The 206-nt window shown below is 47.6% G+C and carries 1 protein-coding gene; it reads right to left on the bottom strand.

The window, feature by feature from the left end; all coding sequences use genetic code 11:
• Positions 1 to 206 (bottom strand): hypothetical protein (locus V6259_RS19995; RefSeq protein WP_341586018.1); only part of this gene is annotated, 206 nt, incomplete at both ends.

Genomic DNA, 206 nt, shown 5'->3' with positions numbered 1-206 from the left:
AAAAAACAGATTCCCCATTTTCATCTAAAACAGGTGACCCATCCGCATAGCGAAGTTGCCCGTTTTTATCAACGTAGGTCGCTTTTCCGTCGTACAGCATGCCGTCTAGCTGGTCTTTTGTAACATCAGAGCCAGTGGCCGTATCCAGCACCTTGCCGTCAGCAGTAATTGTCTTGCCATCAGCTGTAGTCAGCTTTCCTGAAAGT

This window comes from Marinomonas sp. TI.3.20 (assembly GCF_038155025.1).
GTDB lineage: Bacteria > Pseudomonadota > Gammaproteobacteria > Pseudomonadales > Marinomonadaceae > Marinomonas > Marinomonas flavescens.
The sequence above is the reverse complement of the archived record's forward strand: the minus strand, read 5'-3'. Positions and strand labels throughout refer to the sequence as shown.